The organism is Halomonas sp. GT (genome assembly GCF_002082565.1).
In the GTDB taxonomy this organism is placed as follows: domain Bacteria; phylum Pseudomonadota; class Gammaproteobacteria; order Pseudomonadales; family Halomonadaceae; genus Vreelandella.
The window spans coordinates 3,380,296-3,398,408 of record NZ_CP020562.1 but is presented as its reverse complement, the minus strand read 5'-3'; the positions used below and the strand labels follow the sequence as shown (position 1 = coordinate 3,398,408).

Sequence of the window (18,113 nt, the reverse complement as noted above, 5' to 3'; positions counted from 1 at the left end):
ATTCTAAGGGCACTACTCTAAAAGAAAGACACTATTCTAAATAAGTGTAGCCATCTAGGCCTTCGCTCAGGCTAGCAGCAAACTTTGCCTGCTCTTGGGTCGAAAAGCCGCTAGTGACAAGTTGCTCGGTGAGCTTTTGCTTAAGCACTCGTGCATCAAAATTTACATAGGCTAAGACATCGGCCACCGTATCGCCTGCCTGTAGGTTAGAAAGGACCCACTCGCCATCTTCACCCAGTGCGGCATCGACTGAATCGGTATCGCCGAATAGGTTGTGTAAGTCGCCGAGAATTTCCTGATAGGCACCTACCAGAAAGAAGCCTAGCCAACGCTCGTCGTCGCTCGCCCACTCGGGCAGCGGTAGTGTGCTTTCAACGCCTTGGCCATCCACGTAGCTATCAATGCGGCCATCTGAGTCGCAGGTAATATCCTGAATGACTGCGCGACGAGTCGGGGGCTGGTCTAGCCCGCTCAACGGCAGGACAGGGAATATCTGTTCGATCCCCCAAACGTCCGGCACCGACTGAAATAATGAGAAGTTAACGAACAGCTTGTCGGCTAGCTTTTCAGCCAATTCGTCCATGATTTCTCGGTGTGCGCGATTACGGGTATCGAGCTGGTCGCGTAAGCGTGCACAGGCCGCCATATAAAGCCGTTCGCCTTCGGCACGGGCATTAATATCACTTAAGCCCATTACGAAACGGTCTTGCAGCTCACTAACCGCCTGCAGAAGATCATGCCAAGCTTCCACCAAAACACGAGGCTCCTGGCTTTCGGCTAACTGATCAAAAACCCGCCATAGGGCTTCCACCTGAAGGTCTTCCTGAGAAGAGCGCTCTGGAGGCGAATCATTAACGCGCTCTTCGCCTATCACGTTGGTGATCAAGACGGCATGGTGAGCCGTTAGCGCACGGCCTGACTCGCTGATCAGGTGGGGCTGGGGAAGGTCAGCCTCCTGACACAGCTGCGCAAAAGCGCTAACGACGTTACGTGCATACTCCTGCATGGAGTAGTTAGCTGAGCAATAACTACGTGAGCGAGTGCCCTCATAGTCGATTCCTAGCCCGCCGCCCACATCAACGGTATCAATCGGTGCCCCTAGGTTCATTAGGTTTTGGTAAAAACGGGCGCATTCCCGCAGGCCACGCTGAATATCGCGAATATTGGCAATTTGCGAGCCGAGATGAAAGTGTACTAACTGTAGGCTTTCTAACGCATTTTGAGCGCGCAAGGTCGTGACTACGTCAAGAATTTGGCTGGCTGTCAGACCAAACTTTGACTTTTCGCCACCGGTATTTTGCCATTTACCCTTACCCACAGAGGCCAGTCGTGCCCGCAAACCAATACGCGGGGTAACTTCTAACTCACGAGCTTCTTCTAATATAAGCTCCAGTTCAGACAGCTTTTCCACGACCAGATAAACGCGATGCCCCAGCTTTTCACCCAGCAGCGCTAGGCGAACGTACTCGCGGTCTTTATAACCATTGCAGACGATAAGCGAAGAGCCGCCATCAGACAGCGCCATTACTGCCAGCAGTTCCGGTTTACTGCCTGCTTCTAAGCCTACGCGACCATTGCCCCGTTCTGAGGTAGCAAGGATTTCTTCCACCACGCGGCGCTGCTGATTCACTTTGATAGGATAAACGGCTGTGTAGCCGCCCTGATAGTCGATATCCTGCATTGCAACATCGAATGCACCGCACAGCTGTTCTACGCGGTCGTGCAGAATGTCGCTAAACCTTACTAGCACCGGCAACCGCAGCCCCGCTGTCTGCAACTGACGCACAAGCCCGCTAAGTGGCAGTGCCGGGCCTTCTGCGTCGCTACCTAGCGGACGAACCAAGGCTTGCCCGTGGTCATCCACATCAAAATAGCCACTGCCCCATTGGTCAATATTCCATGTGCGTCGGGCGCGTAAGGCCTGGGCGCTGGTGGTCACCGATTCGATCATCAAGAAACCTCTGGGAGCGGTAGTGCGCCAAATGCAATGCGCGCTTTTAAAATGGTTCGGAAACGCTCAGGGTCATGAGGCGTTAGGTCATGAGCAGGTGGATCAACATAAACGACCAGCAGGCGCGATAGCCAATATCGCAACGCTGTCATGCGCAACATGATTGGCCATAGTTCACGTTCATCAGCGGTGAGAGAACGGCGTGCCTGGTAAGTGCGCAGAATGGCTTCATAACGCTCAGCGTTCAGCGTGCCATCATCATTGCTTGCCCAGTCGTTAATGACGATGGCTAGGTCAAAGAGCAAATCGCCGGTACAACCGTTATAAAAATCAATAATACCGCCTAATTGGTCGCCCTCAAACAGCGTGTTGTCACGGAATAAGTCTCCGTGGAGCGCTCCTTGCGGTAGCTCGCCGTGCTGGCCAAAGGCACCTTCAAAGTCATCGACTTCATTTTTCATCAGCGTCTGATCGTCAGGGCTGATATACGTTAGCACCTTATGATGCACCGCACGCAGCCAGTGGAGGTCGCGCGGGTTTGGCCGATGGCCAGGGAAACGCTGGGAGACTACATGCAGATGTCCCAGCGTATTGCCCAGTGCTTGGCATTGGGCAAGGTTAGGTGCACTAGGATGCTTGCCTGGTAGGCGTGGAAACAGCAGAGCAGGTTTGCCTGCCAAACTGTGTAGCGCAATACCTTCGCGGTCATGAATAGTGCCGGGCACCGGCAAACGGTGCTCATCCAGGTAATCCAACAATTCGACAAAAAACGGCAGCTCTTCATGTTCGCCCTGTTCAAACAGGGTTAATACCAGCTCACGACGATCGGTGGTCACAAAAAACGTCGAGTTTTCTGTGCCACCGGCAACGCCTTGTAGCGAAACGAAGCTGCCTACATCAAACTTTTCCAAAAACGCGGCGACCTGAACGTCGCTCAGCGGAGTAAATACAGCCATGAGAATCTCGCCCAGGTTGCTAAGCCCATTATTGTAGCGGCTTGCAGGGTCAGTTGGCAGCGTTGTGTGAGTTTGAAATGCGTTATTCGTAACGGTTGTTTCTGCAGCCATTGGTCTGAACGCGTATCATAGCCAATAGACTTTCTTACTGTGTTGCTAACAATGGAATTGGTTATGGCCCGTGCCCCAATCGTGCTTGTCGATGGCTCATCGTATCTATATCGCGCCTTTCACGCGCTGCCACCGTTAACGACCTCCAACGGCCAGCCCACGGGGGCCGTGAAAGGCGTATTAAATATGCTCAAGCGGCTGATCAAAGACTACCCGGAAAGCCCAATGGCGGTGGTGTTTGATGCCCCAGGAAAAACCTTTCGCGATGAGATGTACAGCGACTATAAAGCCCATCGACCGCCCATGCCGGACGATCTACGCAGCCAAATTAAGCCGCTGCACGCGTGTGTAAGAGCGCTAGGCTTACCGCTTCTATGCATTGAGGGCGTCGAAGCCGACGATGTGATTGGTACCTTGGCCCATCATGCCACTCAGGCTGGCCGTGATGCGGTGATCTCGACTGGCGATAAAGATATGGCGCAGTTGGTGAATGACCACATCACACTGGTCAATACCATGAAAGAAGAAACCCTCGATGAAGCGGGCGTCAAAGAGAAGTTTGGGCTGCCGCCCTCGCTGATCATTGATTTTCTGGCCTTGATGGGTGACAAGGTTGATAACATTCCCGGCGTGCCGGGGGTGGGCGAAAAGACTGCTATTGGCCTGTTGCAAGGCATGGAAGGGGGGTTAGAAACTATTTACGGTGATCTGGAACGCGTCAAGACACTTAGTTTCCGTGGCGCGAAAACGTTACCGAAGAAGCTGGAAGAGCACCGTGAACAGGCCTTTCTCTCTTACCAATTAGCGACCATTAAGACCGACTGCGAACTCCCCGTGGGGCTGGATGACTTGGATATTGCGCACCCAGACCGCGAAGCCCTGGTGGAGCTCTATAAAGAGATGGAGTTCAAGCAGTGGTTGGCTGAGCTGCTGGCGGGTAACGACGAGGGTGTTGATGACGTAAAAGGGGGCGAGCCCGCGCCTGATAACATCACTACTGACGCCGCTGAAAGCGCCACGACTTCCAGCCAGCGAAATGACCATGTCATCGTTGAGCAAGCTGAGTTCGATGCGTGGTTAGCGCGGCTGAAAAAAGCCGAGCGCTTTTGCTTCGACTTAGAAACTACCAGCCTGAATTATATGGACGCCGATATTGTAGGCGTTGGCCTGGCACTGGAGGCTGGTGAAGCCGCCTATATTCCACTGGCCCATGACTATCTGGATGCGCCCGCACAGCTTGATCGTCAACGGGTACTGCAGGCATTAAAGCCGCTACTGGAAGATCCTGAGAAAACCAAAATTGGCCAGAACCTTAAGTACGATATTTCCGTGCTGGCAAACTATGATATTCGCGTGGTGGGGCCGCTGGCCGACACCATGCTCGCCTCTTACGTGCTGAATTCCACCGCCACGCGCCACGATATGGATTCGCTGGCACTGAAGTATTTGGGCGAAAAAACGATCTCTTTCGAAGAGATCGCTGGAAAAGGTGCCAAGCAGCTTACGTTTAACCAGATTGCCCTAGAGCAAGCAGTGCCTTATGCCTGTGAAGATGTGGATATCACGCTGCGGCTGCAAGAAATATTGCGTCCTCAGGTGGAACGGGAAGGGCGTTTAGCGGACGTTCTGGATCATCTTGAGCTGCCGCTGATTAACGTGTTGTCGCGGATTGAACGCAATGGCGTAGCACTGGATGCCGAACGCCTGTACGAGCAAAGCCAGCAGCTAGAGCGCCGTATTCGTGAGCTTGAAAGCGAAGCATTCGAGTTGGCAGGTCGTGAGTTTAATCTCGGTTCACCCAAACAGCTGGGGCAGATTCTGTTCGAAGAGCAGAAAATTCCGGTGATCAAGAAAACGCCCAAAGGCGCGCCATCGACAGCAGAGGCGGTGCTAGAAGAGTTGGCGCTGGATTACCCCTTGCCCAAGGTGATTATGCAACACCGGGGGCTGGCGAAACTTAAGTCCACCTATACTGACAAGCTACCACGCTTGCTCAATAAAACCACTGGACGGGTACATACCAGCTATCACCAAGCGGTAACAGCGACAGGACGTCTCTCGTCGTCCGACCCCAACCTGCAGAACATTCCGATTCGCACAGAAGAAGGACGCAAAATCCGCCAAGCGTTTGTGGCTCGTCCAGGCTATCGCATTGTGGCGGCAGACTACTCGCAAATTGAGCTGCGTATTATGGCGCACCTCTCAGAAGATAAAGGGCTTTTAGAGGCGTTTGCGGAAGGGCGCGATATCCACACCGCGACCGCTGCCGAAGTGTTTGGTACTGCGCTTGAAAAGGTCTCTGCCGACCAGCGGCGCAGCGCTAAAGCCATCAACTTCGGGCTGATTTACGGCATGAGCGCTTGGGGCTTATCACGCCAGCTGCATATTGATCGCAATCAGGCGCAAACCTACATCGACCGCTATTTTGACCGTTATCCTGGTGTTGCTCGCTATATGGATCGTATTCGCACCCAGGCTGCGGAGGATGGCTTTGTCGAAACCGTGCTTGGGCGACGGCTGTACCTGCCAGAGATCCACTCGCAAAATCGCAACCGCCGTCAGGGGGCCGAACGCACCGCCATTAACGCGCCTATGCAGGGCACGGCAGCGGATATCATCAAGCAGGCGATGATCGATGTCGATGCATGGCTTGCTGAAGGGGAGTTTGATGCACTCATGGTCATGCAGGTGCACGATGAGCTAGTGTTTGAGGTGGCCAATGGACAAGTTGAGGCGTTTATTGAACAGGTTCAGAGGCGTATGCAAGCCGCTGCCACGCTTAGTGTGCCGCTGATTGTTGAAGCCGAAAGCGGCGCCAACTGGGATGAAGCTCACTAGTATGAAGCCCACTAGTATTAAGCCCCTTTAGGATAAGTAAGGCTTAAACGTTACGGGCTCGTTACGGGGGATCTAATGCAAAACACCTGCAGCTGAGCTGCAGGTGTTTTTTTAGTTAGGCTTGCGGCTGATGAGTCCTAAGAGCCGTAGAGCCGCAGAACTTAACGCCAGCTTACACGATCAAAAATACGAATCGCTTCTGGATTGTTTTCACCTAAGATGCTGATGTTGATATCGTCTTTGGTGAAATCACCCCAAGATTCAAGCACCGGGTTTTTCTTGATGCCTTCCACGACGGGGAACTCGTAGTTACGGTCAGCCAATACTTCTTGAGCTTCGTCAGAGGCTAAGAACTCCAGGAAGCGAATGCCGTTTTCCGGGTTTTGTGCGTTAGCCACTAAGCCCGCGCCGCCAACGTTAACGTGAGTGCCACGATCATCCTGATTAGGGAAAATCAACCCCACTTTGCGTGCGGCTTCGCGATCAGCATCTTCATCGGAATGCAGCATGCGAACGTAGTAATAGTGGTTTGCGACAGCTAAGTCACACTCGCCGCTCGCAACGCCAAGAATCTGATCGGTATCACCGCCTTCAGGGTCGCGTGCCATGTTATTCACAACGCCTTGGGCCCACTCTTCCGCGCCTTCTTCGCCGTGATGCTCAATCATTGAGGCTAACAACGACTGGTTATAAATGTTGTTGGAAGAGCGAATGCACACTTGGCCTTCAAACTGTGGATCGGCCAGGTCTTCATAAGAACTGATTTGGCTGGGATCAAAGTTCTCACGGTTGTAGAAAATAACCCGTGCGCGCTGACTAAAGCCAAACCACAGGCCGTCAGGGTGGCGCATTGATTCTGGCAGGCGCTCGTTAAGCACGTCAGAGTCTACGTTTTGAAAAAGACCGTCCTGCTCGGCGCGCCATAGGCGACCTGCGTCAACGGTAAGCATTACGTCAGCAGGGCTAGCAATGCCCTCACGCTGCATGCGTTCCATTAACTGGTCGGAGTCGCCTTCGAGTACATTAACTTCGATGCCAGTCTCTTCAGTGAATGCTTTGTAGAGAATTTCATCAGAGTCGTAATGACGGGCGGAGTAAATGTTGACCTCGTTAGCGAGCGCGCTACCTGCAAAAGCAGAACCCGCCATGATGGCAGCTACGGTAGCCGTAAGACGTGCTTTTTTCATAACAAATACCCTGAATGTTTATGATAATAAGTTGCATTAACGACATGGCGTATTGAAACGCTTCTCTTGGTTGGCGTCAAGTTAAATGCTAATGAAACGCATCCTCTGTTTAGCAAGAAGCGTGCATCTCTGCTCAATAGAAAATAGAATGTAAATAACTTTCAACCGTGTTCGCAGCGGCATGCGATTATCATGTCGCGGGTGGACGAGACAATGGTGAAATAATGACGGCAACTGTGTCACTTTCCGATGTGTCGGCGCCTGCATCAGCACTGTCGCTTCGTGGTATTCAGCACACGTTTGCGGCTAATAAAGTAGTAAAAGGCATTGATCTTGATATCGCTCCAGGTGAGGTTGTGTGTTTACTGGGCCCTTCTGGTTGCGGCAAAACCACACTGCTTCGGATTGCTGCAGGCTTGGAGGTCGTGCAGGAAGGATCTGTGAGCCTTGATGGCCTTTCTATTGCGGCACCCGGCAAGCGTCACGTGCCGCCGGAAAAGCGTAATGTTGGTCTCGCTTTCCAAGACTCTGCCTTGTTTCCACACCTTAGCGTGCTAGAAAATGTTACCTTCGGCCTGAAAAGTTTGCCCTCTAACCAGCGACGGGAGCGTGCGCTGGAACTGCTGGCTCAACTCGGCATGGCCGACTACGCCGAAAGCTATCCGCATATGTTGTCAGGTGGGCAGCAGCAGCGCGTCGCGTTGGCGCGTGCGTTAGCGCCAACGCCTAAATTAATGTTGCTGGATGAACCCTTTTCCAGTCTGGATGCGCGGCTACGTGATCGCATCCGAGACGATACGCTGCACGTGTTGAAAAAGCTCGGCTCAGCGACTCTGCTAGTGACCCACGACCCTGAAGAAGCCATGTTTATGGCAGACCGAATCGCGCTGATGCAGGATGGCGAGATCGTTCAGACTGGCACCCCTCGTGAGCTCTATTGCGCGCCAGTAGACCCTTTTGTGGTGACGTTTTTTGGTGAAGTGAATGAGTTAAGTGGTGTGGTGAAGGGTGGCTTTGTCTCCACACCAGTTGGGCCGGTAGATGCCAGCTGGTTGCCAGAAGGCAGTAACGTTCAGGTGATGATTCGCCCCGAAGCACTGCGCATCAAAGAGCGTGACTTGCCCGTAGAACCACATAGCCACAGCCATGTGGTCATGGCTAAGCTGCTAGGGCGTTCCAGTCTTATTCACTTATGTGCGCATGGAGAAGATGGTCAGGAAGCTCACCTTCACGCTCGTGTGCCAGGCGTTTTTTTACCCCAGGAGGGGCAGCCGATTGATATCGACTTGGACCACTCCCAGGTATTTATCTTTCCGCGTTAAGTTTTCGCTTTTCAGCATTTGCTCTCTTCCACTACTCAGCTTGGCTGCCAGGGCGCGCCCGGCGCATTGCCAAGCTGAGTAAAATCACGGGTAAGATGCCGACTACCACAATGGTCAGAGAGGCAGTTGAAGCTTCAGCCAAGCGTTCATCTGAGGCAAGGCTGTGAGCGCGTACTGCCAGCGTGTCAAAGTTGAAGGGGCGCAAGATGATCGTGGCAGGCAACTCTTTCATCACATCGACAAATACCAGAATCCCTGCTGCTAGGAGGCTGCTACGCATCAGCGGCGTATGAATATGGCGTAGTGTACCACCAGCGGTTTGGCCCAAGGTGCGCGATGCGGCATCCATGCTGGGCGTTACTTTGCCAAGGCTTGCTTCTACCGCATTGAACGAAACGGCCAAAAAGCGTACGACATAAGCGTAAATCAAAATAAACGCTGAACCGCTAAACACCAAGCCAATGATTTTTCCGTAGTGTTCGTGAAGCCACATGTTCAGTGAGTTATCAAGCCAAGCAAACGGAATCAGGATGCCCACGGCAACCACCGAGCCAGGAATGGCATAGCCCATTGCGGCGATGCGGGTGAAAAATCGTGCGCTTGGTGAATTGTTTAGCCTAACCCCGTAGCTCAGAAGTACGGCTAGCCCTACAGCGATTAATGCGGCGATGGTTGCCAGACTTAAGCTATTTATAGCAAAGCCAACAAACCGTGTGCCGAAAAGGCTGTCGCCCGTTTTAATGGCCATATTGAGCAAAATGCCGCTGGGCAGTAAAAAACCGATAACAATAGGGAGCAAACACGCCAGGGTAGCCCCGAATGCATGCCAGCCACGCAACTGATATTCCGGTAGTTGCTGATAGCGGTTAGTGGTATGGAAGTAGCGCCGTTTACCCCGCGAATAGCGCTCTAGAAGAACCAATACAATGACGAAGGTCAGCAGGCAAGCGGCTAGCTGCGCGGCAGCTACGGGTTCACCTAAGCCAAACCATGTGCGATAGATACCCGTGGTGAAGGTATCCACACCAAAAAACTGCACCGCGCCAAATTCGTTAAGTGTCTCCATCAGTACCAGTGAAACGCCACCCACCAATGCCGGGCGGGCGAGGGGGAGTGCTACGCTGGCAAACAAGCGCCAGGGGCCACGCCCCAGGGTACGGCCAACATCTAACACGCAGACCGATTGCTCAAGAAAAGAAGCCCTAGCTAACAGGTATACATATGGGTAAAGCACAAAGGTAATCAGGGTTGCCGCGCCGCCTAGTGAGCGCACATTGGGGAAATAGTAATCGCCCACTCGCCAGTCAAACCATTCACGCAACATGCTTTGCAGCGGTCCTGCTACCTGGAAAAAATCTGTATAGGCATAGGCAATGACATACGTCGGTACCGCCAGGGGTAACAGCAGCGCCCATTCAAATATTCGCTTGCCTGGAAAACGGCACATCACTACGAGCCACGCAGTCCCGGCACCTGCAATCAGAGTGCCAATGCCAACCCATAGCACCAGCCAGAACGTATTAGAGAGATAACGTGGTAACACAGTGCTTGCAAGGTGCTGCCAAACGCCTTCCGTCGGCACAAAAATATGGCTTAGGACTACGATAATAGGAAGTGCGACAACAAGGGCGATCAAAAAAAGCGCGATTGACCAAGGGTTGAGCGATAGCGAAATGCGTGACGCAAAACCTGAAAGCAGGGCCGATGGTGAGCGGCGAGCTGGCGTAGACACGTCGTTGTCTCCTTGGATGAGGGGCAGCTAGGCTCGTTAATGCGAAAAAATAGCGGCTGCAAATAGTATCACTTGCGTTAGGCTGCTGCAGCCAACATTGTGGCTATCAAAAAAATCCCCCCGCAATGCGGGGGGGGGAAGTGGAGCGTTTGGCATCAGTAGCTTGGTATCACTGGTAGCCCACTAGCAAACTTGGCAGTCCCGTAATCAAACTAGGGAAAATGGCCATTAGTATGCAGGCGAAAAGGATGATAGCCACAAATGGCACGACGGCTTTATATAAGTCGACGATTTCGACCCCCGGTGGTGCGACCCCTTTCAAATAGAACAGCGCATAGCCAAAAGGCGGCGTTAAGAAGGAGGTTTGCAGTACTACCGCCACCATGACGACGAACCACAGTACGTCCACACCCATCTGCGAGATGATTGGCAGCATAATAGGGAAGCTAAGCAGCACAATGCCGGTCCAATCGAGGAACATTCCGAGGATAAATACCAGGAACAGCATTAGTAGCAAGGCACCGACAGTACCGCCTGGAACCGCTAGCACGAAGTCGCTGATTACGGTCATTCCGCCGCCAATCGAGAATACCCCGGTAAATGCTGTCGCCCCGACAAGCACTAACATGACCATCGTTGTGGTTTTGCCAGCTTCAATCAGTGTGTTGTAACAGGTTGATAGCTTGCGGTCGCCGAAGATCAAAAAAAGCAGGAAGGCGATAAACACACCAATAGCAGATGCTTCCGTGGCCGTTGCTACTCCGGTAAACAGTGCCCCCAGTACGCCGAGAATTAACGACATAGGGGGAACAACGTACTTACCCAGCATTATCAGCAGCTGTTTTGTGCTGACTTCTGCCCGTTCTGCCGCAGGCACTCTAGGACCATAGCTAGGTTTGAGCCAGCAAATCACCAGCACGTATAGGGCATACATCACCCCAAGCATCAGGCCGGGTATTAACGCACCAGCAAAGAGTGCGCCCACTGAGACAGGAGAGTAGCTTGCCATCAAAATCAGCATAATGCTGGGGGGGATTAAAATGCCCAAGCAGCCGCTAGCCATGATGACGCCTGCACTCAGCTCTTTGTTATAGCCATACTTAAGCATTGGCACTAAAGCAATCATACCCATAACGGCAATTGACGCGCCGACAATGCCGGTGGTGGCTGCAAGTAAGACAGACACAACAACCACGGTAAGCGCTAATCCACCGCGAAGGTTCGCCAGCAGTAACCGCATGGCATCGAACATTTTTTCGGTGACGCCTGAGTCGTTAAGGAAGCGCGCCATCAGAATAAACAGTGGTATAGCCACTAGTACGTAGTTGTCCATAGCGTTGCCATAGACGTTGTTAATGATGATACCCAGGGTGTTAATGCCCGGCCCAAAATAAGCACCGATGACTGCCATGCCACCCAATACAAAAGCAAGCGGATGACCCATAAACAGGCCAACTAACAGTCCGCCAAACATCACCAGCGTCAGTAGTTCTGCACTCATGCGGATTTCTCCTCACGCAGTTGCATAATGGCGCGCAGAACGATAGCAACCGCCTGCAACAGAATAAGCACTGCGGCGACTACGATAACGCCTTTCACCGGATATACAGGGATTGAGACCATGCCGTATGTCGTTTCGCCCCGACTGAACGAACGCTCAAAAAAACGCCATCCGTAGGTTAATAACAGCCAAATGAAGGGCACAAAGAAGATCAAGTAGCCGAGCAGGTCTAGTACGGCCTGCTTTTTACGTGATAGCAGGCGTTTAATAACGTCGACTTCCACGTGGGCATGGTGGCGTAATCCATAGGCGGCCATCAGCATAAAGTGGGCGCCAAACAACATTTTGGTGACATCAAATGCCCAGTCGCTAGGGCGGCCAAAGAAGAAGCGCGATACGATGTCGTAAAGCACTATCAGAGTAATGATGGCAATTAACGGTGCGATGATGCGGCCCAGCAGCTCGTTAATTGCATCGATCGCCTTGGCAATCGCATTCATGGAAGGTCTCCGCAGCTAAGCACCAACCGCCCCAGCAGCGCTGGGGCGGCACTTAAACGCCTTATAGGCAGGCTTCGATCTCTTCCAGTGAGGGCAGGTTATCCATGGTGCGGCTCATGTTGAATGGCGCGGTAACATCACGCCATGCCGCATAGTCTTCTAGGTAAGTAATCATGGAGTGATATACTTTTGCATGATCTGGGTGTTCGCAAGCACCGCGAACGATCACCTCGTTGGTGATTTCCTGGATACGCGCCAGGTCTTCCTCGGAGAACTGGTTAATGGTGACGCCTGCATCAATAAACTTGCGTGTGGCGTCGGTGGATTCACGCTCCGACCAGGATAATGACCATGCCATAGTGGCTTCGGCGGCAGTTCTTAGCTTCGCCTGAGTCTCTTCAGACAGGGCGTCCCAAGCATCTTTGTTGATCATAACGCCGAAAACGCTCGCCGACTGGTGCCAGCCAGGCGTCGCCCAGTAGTCCGCAACTTCAGCAAAACCTGCGTTAAAATCAACACCTGGAGTAGAGAATTCACCTGCGTCGATCACGCCGCGCTCAATCGCTTGATACACTTCGCCACCGGCTAGCGTAACTTGTGAACCGCCTAGTTCTTCGAGGACGCGTCCCTGGTCGCGACCCGATAGTCGCAAGCGCTTACCTTCAAGGTCGGCGATGCTTTCAATTGGCGTGCGACCCATGAAGCCAGATTCGTTATTGGTGATACCGTAAGGCAAGTACACCATATTGTATTGACCGTAGATTTCTTGGTAGAGCTCAAAACCGCCCCACTGCTGAATCCAGTTCAAGTAATCTACGCCATTAAATAAGCTAGTAGTCGTGGCAAGTGGAGAGAACGCTGGGTTTAAACCTGCCCAGTAACCTGGCCAATCGCCAGAAGCTTGGATAGCACCGGTTTCGGTAGCATCGAATACTTCAGTGCCAGGCATTAACGTGCCACCTGCGCGGAAGTTAATTTGTACTTCGTCACCTGCGAGTTGGTTTACAAGGTCTGCCCAGTGCTGATCAATCTTAATCAGGTCAAGGTTCTCGGGCCAGGTCGTGGTCATTGTCCACTGTTCTTGCGCTTGAGCGGTAGAGGTGAGTGCGGCGAAAGCGACACCAGCGGCCAGGCTGGTTAGTGCGAATTTAGTCATCTTTTTCATTGTATGTTTCCTGGTACTTTGGCGGTTGGTGTTATTAGTGTTCATTACCTGAAAGCAGGAAAGTGCAGCGACATGGCTTACGTTTACGTAAAGTAAATACCGCTAGGCTGCATCGCTAAGCTAGCACACTCCACCCGCTGCAGCGCAATATCAGCAATTCAAGAAATTTAACGTGCTATATAACCCTTTGTTGAAAAATTAAAGTTATTTAAAACAAATACTTGACTGTTTTCTGATAACTTTTTTAACCATATGGTTAGTTCTGAAACCGTTGAAAACTGCGCTAATTTACAACCAAAGTTGTAAAAGAAAGTCATTCACAGGAGTCGCTATGCGGGCAGGCTGTCGCGTTGACAAACCTAATGCTGTCATTAAACAAGCATCGGCCTTGGTTCACCATGCCTCCCGCTTGCAGCGCCGCCGCTGGCGAGCGTTAGTATGGCTATTTGGAACGCCTGATGAGGCTCGCCAGCAGGCGCAACGGTTGTGGGAAGCGAGAGTATGGAAGGCACCGCTGTGGGTAGGGGCTGAGCATGAGACGCCGGTGGCGCCATGTTTACCAGCCAGTAAAGCTCGCACGCGGCTAGGTGCTGAGCATCAGTTAATCGTCCTAGACGCCAGTGGTCGCCAGGGATTAGATCCGGATGCGCTAGGCGCATTAGCAGGAACCGTGAGTGCTGGCGGATTATTGGTGATCATCACGCCAGATAACTGGGGCGAACAGCCAGATCCTGATTATGCCCGCTTTGCCGATTACCCATGGCGCTGGGATTCACTGAGCGCTCATTACCTAAAACGGCTAGCATTTCAACTAATGGGTGAGAGTACTATTGTTCGCTGGGAGGTGGGCGGTAGCCTCATGCTGCCGAGGTTGGAGGTTCGTGAATCGCATGCAGCTCCGTTTGATGACGTAGACTGCTTGACGGCTGACCAGGCTCGTGTGGTGAATGCGCTAGTAAAACTCAAGCGTCGCCGACCATTGGTTATTACTGCCGATCGTGGGCGGGGTAAAAGCGCCGCACTGGGGATTGCTTGTGCTCGCCTGCTACAAAAAAGCGTGACGCAACTGGTGGTGACGGCACCTCGACTCAGCTCAGTGGAAAGCCTGTTTGCGCGAGTAATAGCACTATGCCCTGATGGTCAACGCCTCAGTCCCGCGCGGTTTGAACTGCCGAGCGGTAGCTCGCTGTGTTTTCTTGCGCCTGATGCGCTAAACGAACAGGTTCATCAGGCAAGGCTCGGGGGGAGCGGCAGCTATTTACTTGTCGACGAGGCGGCGGCAATTCCTGCGGCAATGTTAGCCCAATGGCTTGCTGTATTTCCACGTATCGCGTTTGCAACCACCGTGCATGGCTATGAAGGCTCAGGGCGCGGTTTTGCACTACGCTTTCGCGAGGTGCTCAATCGAACAGCCCCTCAATGGCGGGAGTTACAGTTAGATGCTCCTGTTCGCTGGTCATTGGGAGACCCTTTGGAAGCGACTGTCCAAACGCTGCTACTGCTCAACGCCCCGTTACCCGAAGCACACGCCCGTACTTTCTGTCAGACTTCCTCTATAGCGCTTACTCAGGCGCAGTTAGCCAAGCAGCCTGAGTTGTTAGCGAAACTGTTCGGTTTGCTGGTGCAGTCCCACTATCGCACCACGCCTAGTGACTTACGCCAACTGTTGGATGGCCCTGGCACGGCCATTCGCACAATTATCGCATCGGAAGAGCCACAGGCCGTTTTGGTGACTCGGGAAGAGGGCGGCTTCAATACTGCACTTGCTGAGCAAGTGGCTCGTGGTGAGCGACGCCCTCAAGGCCATCTACTAGCACAATCGTTGGCGGCTCATAGTGGTAGCCGTGAGGCGTTAACGTCTCGCTGGCGGCGGGTAGCGCGCATTGCTACTCATCCAGAGCGTCGACGTGAAGGGGTAGGACGTCGGTTGTTAGAGGAGGATATAACTAACGCTAGTCAACAGGGTGTCGCGCTTTACGGGGCGACCTTTGGTGCCGAAGCATCGCTGTTGCGTTTTTGGTTGGCGCTCGGGTTTGCGCCTGTTCGTTTAGGCATCACCCGGGAAGCGGCGACCGGCGAGTACGCCATTATGGTGGCGCGCGCGCTGACAAGCGAAGGGCAAGCAGTGCTAGCGTCGCTGCGTGATTCCTTTGCGGCCTCATTGATAACGCTATTGGCTTTTGAGTTAGCGACACTGCCTGCACCGATCGTCGCGTTACTGTTGCCGTTCTTGCCTCGTTTGCCGCTTAGCACCACTGAGAATCAGGCGGTGGAAGATGTGGCGTATGCGCACCGTGACCCTGCATTGGCAAGGACGGCGCTTCAGGCGCTGGCCAAAGAGGCCAGCCATTGGTCATTAGAGCAAGAGGCGCAAATAGCCCACCAGCAGTTGATCGCCTGGGCCTTCCAAAACCAGCCGTTAGCGAAGGCGCACGGTGAATCAGTGCGACTGATTCGTCGCGCGACTCAACAAATTATTGAACAGCGCACGCTTTTCCCCAGTAGCCCAGGCGGGTAAAGTAAACTGGTTATCGATAATGAAGAGTTTCCATGAACGCACATCTAGAAGCCCTCAAGCCACGTTTAGTGTGGCAGCACTTTCGCACACTATGTAATACGCCGCGTCCTTCTGGCCACGAAGCCGCGCTGGTGGCGACGTTGGAGGCCTGGGCCGATTCCCAGGGCCTATCCCACGACCGTGATGATTTTGGCAATCTGCGCATTTGTAAGCCAGCCACGCCCGGCTGTGAAAGCGCGCCAGGCATCGTGCTGCAGGGCCATCTAGATATGGTGGCGCAAGCTAACGCAGGCCATGATCATGATTTTACCCGCGATCCTATTCAGACGTATGTAAAAGACGGTTGGCTATTTGCTAATGGCACCACACTAGGGGCTGATAATGGCCTTGGTGTCGCTGCGATTCTGGCAGTATTGGAAGACCCCGAGCTTACTCATGGCCCGTTAGAAGCGCTGTTTACGCTAGAGGAAGAGACCTCTATGGGGGGCGCGCTCAATCTTGCTGAAAATTGGTTGGAAGGGGCATTGCTGCTTAATTTAGACAGTGAAGATCGCGGCCAAGTCTATATCGGCTGCGCGGGAGGCGCTGATGTAGTAGTGAATGCGCAGCTCCCCAGCACGGCGATACAGGAAAATGAGCAGGTGATCTCGCTGGCACTGACGGGGCTGAAAGGCGGCCATTCGGGAATGGATATTGATAAGCCCCTGGGCAATGCGAACCGTTTGCTAGTCCGCGTATTGTGGGCATTAGAATCCTTTGGTGCGCGTTTGATTAGTTACCAGGGCGGCACACTGCGTAATGCCATCCCCCGCGAGGCGTTTGCCCAAATTGCCTTGCCTGCTGATGAGGCTGACGCCGCGTTGGCGATGGTGGAAACGCTTGCTGATACGCTGAAAGCTGAGCTGGGCAGTGGCGATAGCAATATGACACTTACTGCTGAGCGTGTGGAGCTGGCTGACGCTGAACCACTAACGCGGGACGCCACCGCGATGCTGCTGGCTGCGCTGCATGCGGCCCCTTGTGGGGTCGAACGCATGAGTGCTGACGTGCCGGGGGTAGTGGAAACCTCGAACAATTTAGGTGTATTAGGCGTGGAAAACGGACGTTTCCATCTTTGTGCACTGGTGCGCTCACTGCATGACAGCGCTACTGACGCGATGGCGGGACGTTTTCAGGCGCTGTTTGGGCTAATGGGCGCTAGAGTAAAAGTGGAAAATGGCTACCCAGGCTGGGCACCCAATCCACAAAGCCCTTTGCTTGCTATCTTTAACACTCGGCATGCTGCATTAATGGGCCGCGAACCCGAGGTTAAGGTGATTCATGCAGGCCTTGAATGTGGCATTTTAGGAAGTAAATACCCACATTTAGACATGATTTCGTTTGGCCCGCTGATTCGCGGCGCGCATTCGCCAGACGAACGAGTGGAAATTGAATCGGTAGCAGAGTTCTGGGAGATGTTGCGCGATTTCATTGAAACGTTGGCGAACTCTCGTTAGACAAATCGCCATAAAAAAACGGCACCTCTATGGTGCCGTTTTTGATAGCGTTTACCTCAGGTTAACGAGGTAAACATCGTGTTATTTGCTCAGGTAAGCGTTGAGCATCCACACGGTTTTTTCCTGCTCGCGAATATAGTCACCGGCTTGTGCAGCGGTGCCTTCATCGTCAGCGTCCGACGCAATTGCCAGCAGTTCTCGCTGTAATTCAATCAGTGTTTGATAACCTGTAAGTACGCCTTTTACGCAGGTTTGACCATCATGAACGTCTTTATCTTCTTCAATACGCGAAATTTTCACATAGTCGCTATACGCATGAATAGGCTTGTGGCCTAACGTTAAAATACGCTCTGCCACTTCATCCACTTTGGTAAGCAAGTCTGTATAAAACTCTTCAAATTTCGCGTGTAACTCAAAGAAGTCGCTACCTCGAACGTTCCAGTGATAGCCACGAACATTCATATAGAAAATCTGATAATTGGCCAGCAGGTGATTAAGTTTCTCAGCGAGTTGGCTTGCGCTGCCTTCGTGTAAACCAATGCTATTTGTATCACTCATGTAGTGCTCCTCCATGGTTGTAACCGTTCTGAAAAAAGCACGGTCATCAAATCGTTTGATTTAGCTTAAGACGCTTAGCAAGCATTGCAAAACAAGTTTTCTGCATCGCGGCAATAGCGTCATAACATTACCTTGGCGGTGAGCTGGCGACGGCTGACTCATCGCTTACGCAGCGTAGTACAGGTCTGATAGGCTGCTTAATGTATGTATGGTTAATAAAAGAGATGTAGGCGGCTAGCATGTTTTTCAAGGGGGCATGCTTTTCACGAGTCTGCCGG

The 18,113-nt window shown here is 52.7% G+C and carries 12 protein-coding genes; 4 read left to right on the top strand and 8 right to left on the bottom strand.

Annotated elements, in window-relative coordinates; translation table 11 throughout:
- Positions 1 to 31: 31 nt before the first annotated feature.
- Both speA and B6A39_RS15420 read right to left on the bottom strand, forming a co-directional pair.
- Positions 32 to 1,951 carry a biosynthetic arginine decarboxylase gene (gene speA / locus B6A39_RS15425; RefSeq protein WP_083007079.1) on the bottom strand — a complete coding sequence of 640 codons (1,920 nt, stop codon included), beginning with the start codon at positions 1,949 to 1,951 and terminating at the stop codon, positions 32 to 34.
- Positions 1,951 to 2,907 carry a homoserine kinase gene (locus tag B6A39_RS15420; protein ID WP_083007930.1) on the bottom strand — a complete coding sequence of 319 codons (957 nt, stop codon included), beginning with the start codon at positions 2,905 to 2,907 and terminating at the stop codon, positions 1,951 to 1,953. Before B6A39_RS15420 ends, speA begins: the two co-directional genes overlap by 1 nt.
- A gap of 174 nt (positions 2,908 to 3,081) precedes the next feature.
- Here B6A39_RS15420 and polA point away from each other — a divergent pair, with 174 nt between their 5' ends.
- On the top strand, positions 3,082 to 5,856 hold the full coding sequence (gene polA, locus B6A39_RS15415; RefSeq protein WP_083007077.1) for a DNA polymerase I: 2,775 nt from the start codon (positions 3,082 to 3,084) through the stop codon (positions 5,854 to 5,856).
- A 161-nt stretch (positions 5,857 to 6,017) separates the two neighbouring features.
- On the opposite strand, the gene B6A39_RS15410 is transcribed toward polA, so the two are convergent.
- A complete protein-coding gene (locus tag B6A39_RS15410) occupies positions 6,018 to 7,043 on the bottom strand; it encodes a Fe(3+) ABC transporter substrate-binding protein (protein ID WP_083007076.1) in 1,026 nt (341 codons plus the stop codon).
- A 224-nt stretch (positions 7,044 to 7,267) separates the two neighbouring features.
- Here B6A39_RS15410 and B6A39_RS15405 point away from each other — a divergent pair, with 224 nt between their 5' ends.
- Positions 7,268 to 8,365, top strand: coding sequence for an ABC transporter ATP-binding protein (locus B6A39_RS15405; protein ID WP_083007074.1), 1,098 nt, complete (start codon positions 7,268 to 7,270; stop codon positions 8,363 to 8,365).
- 31 nt (positions 8,366 to 8,396) lie between these two features.
- On the opposite strand, the gene B6A39_RS15400 is transcribed toward B6A39_RS15405, so the two are convergent.
- The 4 genes from B6A39_RS15400 to dctP form a co-directional block, all read right to left on the bottom strand.
- Positions 8,397 to 10,097 carry an ABC transporter permease gene (locus tag B6A39_RS15400; RefSeq protein ID WP_083007073.1) on the bottom strand — a complete coding sequence of 567 codons (1,701 nt, stop codon included), beginning with the start codon at positions 10,095 to 10,097 and terminating at the stop codon, positions 8,397 to 8,399.
- A gap of 169 nt (positions 10,098 to 10,266) precedes the next feature.
- On the bottom strand, positions 10,267 to 11,598 hold the full coding sequence (locus tag B6A39_RS15395) for a TRAP transporter large permease (protein ID WP_198036725.1): 1,332 nt from the start codon (positions 11,596 to 11,598) through the stop codon (positions 10,267 to 10,269).
- Positions 11,595 to 12,098, bottom strand: a complete 504-nt coding sequence (locus B6A39_RS15390) for a TRAP transporter small permease subunit (protein WP_009724886.1) — start codon at positions 12,096 to 12,098, stop codon at positions 11,595 to 11,597. Before B6A39_RS15390 ends, B6A39_RS15395 begins: the two co-directional genes overlap by 4 nt.
- A gap of 61 nt (positions 12,099 to 12,159) precedes the next feature.
- A complete protein-coding gene (dctP, locus tag B6A39_RS15385) occupies positions 12,160 to 13,263 on the bottom strand; it encodes a TRAP transporter substrate-binding protein DctP (protein WP_083007070.1) in 1,104 nt (367 codons plus the stop codon).
- A 331-nt stretch (positions 13,264 to 13,594) separates the two neighbouring features.
- On the opposite strand from dctP, the gene B6A39_RS15380 reads away from it, so the two are divergent.
- A complete protein-coding gene (locus B6A39_RS15380; protein WP_083007068.1) occupies positions 13,595 to 15,781 on the top strand; it encodes a GNAT family N-acetyltransferase in 2,187 nt (728 codons plus the stop codon).
- 32 nt (positions 15,782 to 15,813) lie between these two features.
- A complete protein-coding gene (locus B6A39_RS15375) occupies positions 15,814 to 17,277 on the top strand; it encodes an aminoacyl-histidine dipeptidase (RefSeq protein WP_083007067.1) in 1,464 nt (487 codons plus the stop codon).
- A gap of 81 nt (positions 17,278 to 17,358) precedes the next feature.
- Here the strand turns inward: B6A39_RS15375 and B6A39_RS15370 are convergent, their stop codons facing one another.
- The gene (locus tag B6A39_RS15370; protein WP_009724882.1) at positions 17,359 to 17,835 is read right to left on the bottom strand and encodes a Dps family protein; all 477 of its coding nucleotides are present in this window, start codon (positions 17,833 to 17,835) and stop codon (positions 17,359 to 17,361) included.
- Between the last annotated feature and the right edge of the window lie 278 nt (positions 17,836 to 18,113).